3 protein-coding genes are annotated in these 6,423 nt (G+C 39.1%); all 3 read left to right on the forward strand.

Going from position 1 to position 6,423, the window contains the following annotated elements; translation table 11 throughout:
- The first annotated feature begins 119 nt into the window (after window positions 1-119).
- The 3 genes from AC4GME_RS16100 (at window position 120) to polA (ending at window position 5,645) form a co-directional block, all read left to right on the forward strand.
- The gene (locus AC4GME_RS16100; protein WP_490377769.1) at window positions 120-1,331 is read left to right on the forward strand and encodes an HDOD domain-containing protein; all 1,212 of its coding nucleotides are present in this window, start codon (window positions 120-122) and stop codon (window positions 1,329-1,331) included.
- 91 nt (window positions 1,332-1,422) lie between these two features.
- Complete coding sequence (locus tag AC4GME_RS16105) at window positions 1,423-2,535, forward strand: 1-acyl-sn-glycerol-3-phosphate acyltransferase (protein WP_490377768.1); 1,113 nt, start codon at window positions 1,423-1,425, stop codon at window positions 2,533-2,535.
- Window positions 2,536-2,843: 308 nt separating this feature from the next.
- Window positions 2,844-5,645 (forward strand): DNA polymerase I, encoded by a 2,802-nt coding sequence (polA, locus tag AC4GME_RS16110; protein ID WP_490377767.1) that lies wholly within the window; start codon window positions 2,844-2,846, stop codon window positions 5,643-5,645.
- Window positions 5,646-6,423 lie beyond the last annotated feature (778 nt).

The following is a 6,423-nucleotide window of genomic DNA, read 5'->3' on the forward strand; positions in this document are numbered from 1 at the left end:
GTTGATCATATTTTTGGTGATGCATTTGCTTTTATTTAGAATAAACATTTTTTTTGAATTAAGTAATTAGCATAAATCTAAGCACTTATCTGCTTCATTTTGGAATTTAATAAACGTCTATGACCAGCAAAACCATCGTTACATCTGAACAGCCCCTTGCTGAATCAATTAATCAATTGTTTCTGCGTTTTCTAGTGGGTAAAAATAAAATATATAAAGAAGAAGAATATAACGATGGCTTATCGGAAACCGGGTTAAATGGTGATGATCAGCTTGTTTTGTCCTCTCAAGATAAAAGTGGTTGGAATCAACGCATTTTATTGGATGTTGAAAAACAACGTGTTAAACGTGTTGAGGCAGATAAGCGACTGAAAAATAAACGCAATGCGTTATTAATGCGTTATTTCCAACAATCATTACTAAAAGTTGTTAATGAAAAACTAGAAAATAGCGACAATGTAATTAACGATCAGTTACAGCTTAGAGAGAGCACTGTTGAGCTATTAAAAAAATTACTTGCCGGCGAGCCTCGCTATTCGGTATTAGCATCTTTGCTCGAGTTAAATATTGGTACACGTAATCGTCTGCTGTTTTTAGTGGGCTGTGAAAATTTTATGGCTGAACTTGGACGAGATCCTCGTAATGTGCGGGATATTCAAAGTGCAATTGGTTTGATTGGTACGGATGTACTGCGTTATTTGATACCTGCCATTTTATTTAAATACCGCATTAATGCGTATAGTCACCATAATATCTTGTTCGCGAAAAAACTTTGGCGTTATGAGATGACATTAGGGCAAACTTGTACTGCTTTAATGCAGCAGGCGAATTACCGTCGCCCTTATGAAGGTATGTTGCTGTCAGCTATGGTCAATTTTGCTTATGTGGCGAGTTATCAGCAGTACCTCGCTTCATTTGAAGTGGTCAGAACAGCTTGTCTTGATCAAGCGCGCGACAGAGGTGAGAAAGATCGTCATGATTTTTTCTATGATATACAAAGCGATTCAGCATCTTTGCAGGCGTTATTAGTTTCACAAGCCAGCCTGAAGTTAAGCCTTGTCTTATCTGAAAACATATTTAGCAAAGATTTCCCGCACCTAGTTAATGCATTAAAAGAGGAGGTTGAGCAAGTTGCTTTTGAGGAGCGGACGCTAGTAGGTAAAATCTTATTTAAAGCGGTACGTTTTGCAAAGTATGATCAATTACGTTCGTCCCGTTTATTTAAAACGCAATGGTTGGATGAGTATTTGCAGGATTCGCAGATCGACAGTGCGACCTATAAAAATCTTTTACGCCAGGAGCTGTTCCGCTTTAAACCGACTTGGTCTTAAAAATCAAACTTCTCGCATATTTCTCAATTAAACTCGCTGTCGCTTTTAAAAGCAGGTAAAATGCGCCTTCAATTTTATAGAGAGTGAAAAAATGGTTAACTCATCAGATAAATTCAGTGATATTCGACCTTATAATGACGATGAAATTCAACCCGCGCTCCAGCGTGTTATTAATAGTAACGAGTTTCTTGATGCGATCATTAGCTTTCGTTTCTCTAAAATTTCCAAATTCATAGGTTTTATCTTAAAGCCGCTATTACGCCGTTACTTTTTATATAAATGGGGCGCGATTAATAGTATTGATGAGATGCAGCAAGTTGTTGGTGATTATATGCTGCATATGATTGCTTCAACGACCACCAAATTCAGCTATTCAGGTCTTGAAAATCTCGATCCAACGAAAAACTACCTTTTTATTTCTAACCATCGTGATATTGCCATGGATCCCTCTTTTGTAAATTGGGCGTTATTTTCCGAAAAGTTTAAAACAGTGCGTATTGCGATTGGTGATAACCTGTTAAGTAAGCCGTATGTTTCCGATTTAATGCGTATGAACAAAAGCTTTATTGTTAAGCGTTCAGTATCAGGTATACGTGAGATGCTAAAGGCTTTGTCACATTTATCTGATTACATTTTCAGCTCATTACAGGAAGAGAGCAGTATCTGGATTGCACAACGAGAGGGGCGTGCAAAAGATGGTTTTGATAAAACAGAGCCAGCTATTGTGAAAATGTTTTACGTGAACGGCAAAAAGAAAAAAATAGCGTTTCCTGATTACATTAAACTGCTCAATATTGTGCCTGTAGCTGTCTCTTATGAGTTTGACCCTTGTGATCAGCAAAAAGCGCAAGAGTTATATGACAAAGCAGAAAACGGTGAATATAAAAAATCACAGTTTGAAGATATCGAAAGTATTGTGCGCGGTATCCTTGGCCAAAAAGGCCACGTACATGTGGCGTTTGGCACTCCATTACAAGATGAATTTTTAGATGCTGATGCAGTTGCACAAGAGATAGATGCTCAGATTTATCAAAATTACCATTTACACCCATCTAATTTTATTGCCGCCGAAGAAGACTCTAAAGCGATTAGTGAAACTGATAAGCAGGCTTTTAAAGAGCGCTTACAGGCGATCAAACCTGAATTACAGGCAACAGTATTAAAAATGTATGCAAATCCGGTTAGTAACCATCCTAAGCTGTAAAACCGCTCAAAAATAAAACAGATTAACTGTTGTTATGCACATAGCTTTTTTTTAGTTATGTGCATTTTTTGTCTTATTAATAATTTATCTATTTGAAAATAAGGCACTAATTCTAATTGCTTGTAGCACTTGCAATTATGCTTAAAACTATTAACAGAGTTATCCACAGCATGCGTCTGTATTGAAAGTGAACAACCACTTACCTTTATAGCAGGGAAATACCCCTATTATTTCCTAAATATTTTCTGTTATTACTGATTGAATCGGTATAATCACTCTCTATTTTCTCTGATATTGGTAATAAGCTAATGGCGACTATTCCTGAAAATCCTTTTGTTCTTGTTGATGGCTCTTCTTATCTTTACCGTGCTTTTTATGCGCCTCCACATCTGACCAACTCTGCAGGTGAACCAACCGGCGCGGTATATGGCGTGGTTAATATGCTGCAAAGTTTATTAAAGCAGTTTAATCCAAGCCATATTGTGGTGGTATTTGATGCTAAAGGTAAAACCTTTAGGGATGAGATGTATAAGGAATACAAGGCACAGCGTCCAAGCATGCCAGATGATCTGCGTTGCCAAATTGAACCGTTACATAATGTCATTAAAGCTATGGGTCTGCCCATTTTAATCATACCAGGTGTAGAAGCGGATGATGTTATCGGCACGCTTTCCCGTCAAGCAAGTGCGCAGGGAATCCCTACTTTAATCAGCACCGGTGATAAGGATATGGCGCAGCTGGTGGATGAGCATACTTTATTGATCAATACCATGACGGATACTGTCTTAGATGTACAGGGAGTAAATGATAAATTTGGTATTCCGCCAGAATTGATTATCGATTATCTTGGATTGATGGGAGATAAGGTCGATAACATCCCCGGCGTGCCGGGTGTTGGTGAAAAAACTGCATTGGCGATGTTACAAGGCATCGGCTCAGTTGATGATATCTATCAAAACCTTGAAAAACTTGCACCACTTGGTTTCCGTGGCAGTAAAACCATGGCTAAAAAAATGCAGGATAATGAAGAGATGGCGCGCCTCTCTTACCAACTTGCGACCATTAAAACAGATGTAGAATTATCTGAAGGTTATAGCGATTTTACGCATAAAGAACAAGATACTGATGCGTTAGTACAGTTATTTGGCAAGCTTGAATTTAAGCGCTGGTTATCCGCTTTGCTGGATGGCGGCAAAATGGTTGCAAAGCACTCATCAGCGACAGCAACGAATAATACGACTAATGAGATAGCTTTAACCCCTGCACTGGTTGACCGCAGTGCTTATAAAACAATTTATACGCAAGGCCAGTTAAGCCAATGGATCAGTAAGTTAGAAAAAGCGCCATTATTTGCCTTGGATACAGAAACAACCAGCTTAGATTATATGCAAGCTGAAATTGTTGGTTTATCTTTTGCTATTCAAACTAATGTTGGTAGTGAAGAAGCGCCGATTATTGAAGCAGCTTATCTTCCTCTTGCACATGATTATATTGATGCGCCTAAGCAGTTAGATTTAACGGATACCTTAGGGCAACTAAAAGCGCTGTTAGAATCTAGCGAATGCAAAAAAGTTGGTCAAAATTTAAAATATGATCGTAGTGTTTTATTAAATCATGGTATTGAATTAAAAGGTATTCAGTTTGATACCATGCTTGAATCATATGTTGTCGATAGCACAGGTAAACATGATATGGATACCCTGGCACTCAAGTATCTTGGTCATAAATGTATCTCCTTTGAAGAAATCGCGGGTAAAGGCAAAAAACAACTGACCTTTAATCAGATCACTATTAAAGAAGCTGCACCTTATGCCGCTGAGGATGCGGATATTACCTTACGTCTGCACCTTGAGCTATTTGAGCGTTTACTGGCTTGTGAACCTTTATTAAATGTTTTCAATAATATTGAACTGCCTTTATTAACCGTGCTTTCTGATGTTGAACGCGGCGGAGTTGAGATTGACAGTGCTCTGTTAACTCAGCAAAGCAATGAGATTGCTAAGCGATTATTAGAGCTTGAAGAGGCTGCTTACGCTGAGGCGGGCAAACCATTCAATTTAAGTTCTCCAAAGCAGCTGCAGACGATTTTATTTGAAGAGCTGAACTTACCTGTTTTAAAGAAAACGCCAAAAGGCGCGGCTTCTACAGCTGAAGAAGTTTTACAAGAGTTAGCGTTAACTTACCCGCTTCCTAAATTGATTATTGAACACCGTGGTTTAAGTAAGTTGAAATCAACCTACACCGATAAACTGCCGAAAATGGTTAATGATAAAACCGGGCGCGTGCATACCTCTTATCACCAGGCGGTAACCGTCACTGGGCGTTTATCTTCAAGCGATCCAAATTTACAAAACATCCCAATTCGAAGTGCAGAAGGCCGTCGTATTCGCCAAGCTTTTATCGCACAACCGGGTTACAAAATAGTTGCTGCCGATTATAGTCAAATTGAACTGCGTATTATGGCACACCTTTCTCAGGACAAAGGTTTACTGGAGGCCTTTTCAGCAGGCAAAGATATTCATAAAGCGACCGCTGCAGAAGTTTTTTCTGTTCCGCTTGAGCAAGTAACAACCGAGCAGAGACGCAGTGCAAAAGCGATTAACTTCGGTCTTATTTATGGTATGAGTGCTTTTGGGCTTGCCAAGCAACTTAATATTGGCCGTCAGGAAGCGCAGCAGTATATGGACAGATACTTTAACCGCTACCCCGGTGTACTTACTTATATGGAAGATACGCGCACTTTAGCGCATGAAAACGGTTATGTTGAAACCATTTTGGGGCGCCGTTTACAATTGCCTAATATCAAGTCGCGCAATGGCATGCTTAAAAAAGCTGCTGAGCGAGCAGCCATTAACGCGCCAATGCAGGGTACTGCTGCCGATATTATCAAAAATGCTATGATTGATATGGCACGTTGGGTGCAGGATAAAGAAGCTGGAAGTGTGCAGTTACTAATGCAGGTGCACGATGAATTAGTATTCAGTATTAAAGAAGAGTTTGTTGAGTCCTACACAAACGAGATCCAAATTATTATGGCAAATGCGGCTGATTTAGATGTGCCTCTGATTGCCGATGCCGGCGTTGGTGATAACTGGGATCAGGCACATTAATCTATACCCAAGCTGCTTGAAGATGCAGGAATCAGCAAGTTGAGAGGTGACCATATTCAATGCATGAAGTTGAAGATCTAGCATTCTAAATCAATGCTTCATAACGCTGAAGGTGGTCGCCTCTCGCCTTGCCCTATGGGAGGCTCGTTCGAAAGCCAGCTCTGCGTTACAACATTTGAAAAGGGAGTCACCATTATCTTCATGTTGTGCCTTGATCTGGCGTCCGAACGAGTCTCTGAATCTGCATCTTCAAGTAGTTTGGGTATATACCAAATCCAATAATTTTATATTCATTTATGCTTGTTAAAATGAATGCTAGCTTCGTTATTGATTTTGCAATTAAAACAACTAGTTACTGCAATCAAAGCCTTGCTTTCATCCATTTTTCCTACGCCTAAATAGAGCTCCTAATTAATGGAATTGGTATTAAATACTAACTGCGGTGAACTTTTTTCAATCGCTGTGGACTAATGCTATGAACTAGTTAAATTTCATAGTTTTTCCTTAGTTTTTCCTTAGTTTTGTTTTACTTTTAACCTCTTTGCATAACCATTTGCAAAGAGGTTTTTTTTTGCTGTTTTTTGGCGATTAAAGCAGTGCAGCTAATATTATACCAATCTCATTAATTAACTTGTCAATCGAGTCAATTCCCGAAAGCAGAATGAAATCATACCAATCAGCTTAATATTATGATCTATTCATGGAAGTTTGGCGAATTGAACGCCAGTTCAGGTTTATGAGCGGGTAAGCTCTGCGAACCCTGGTTCTTCAGTCGCGC

The sequence above is a fragment of the Psychromonas sp. genome (assembly GCF_983033635.1).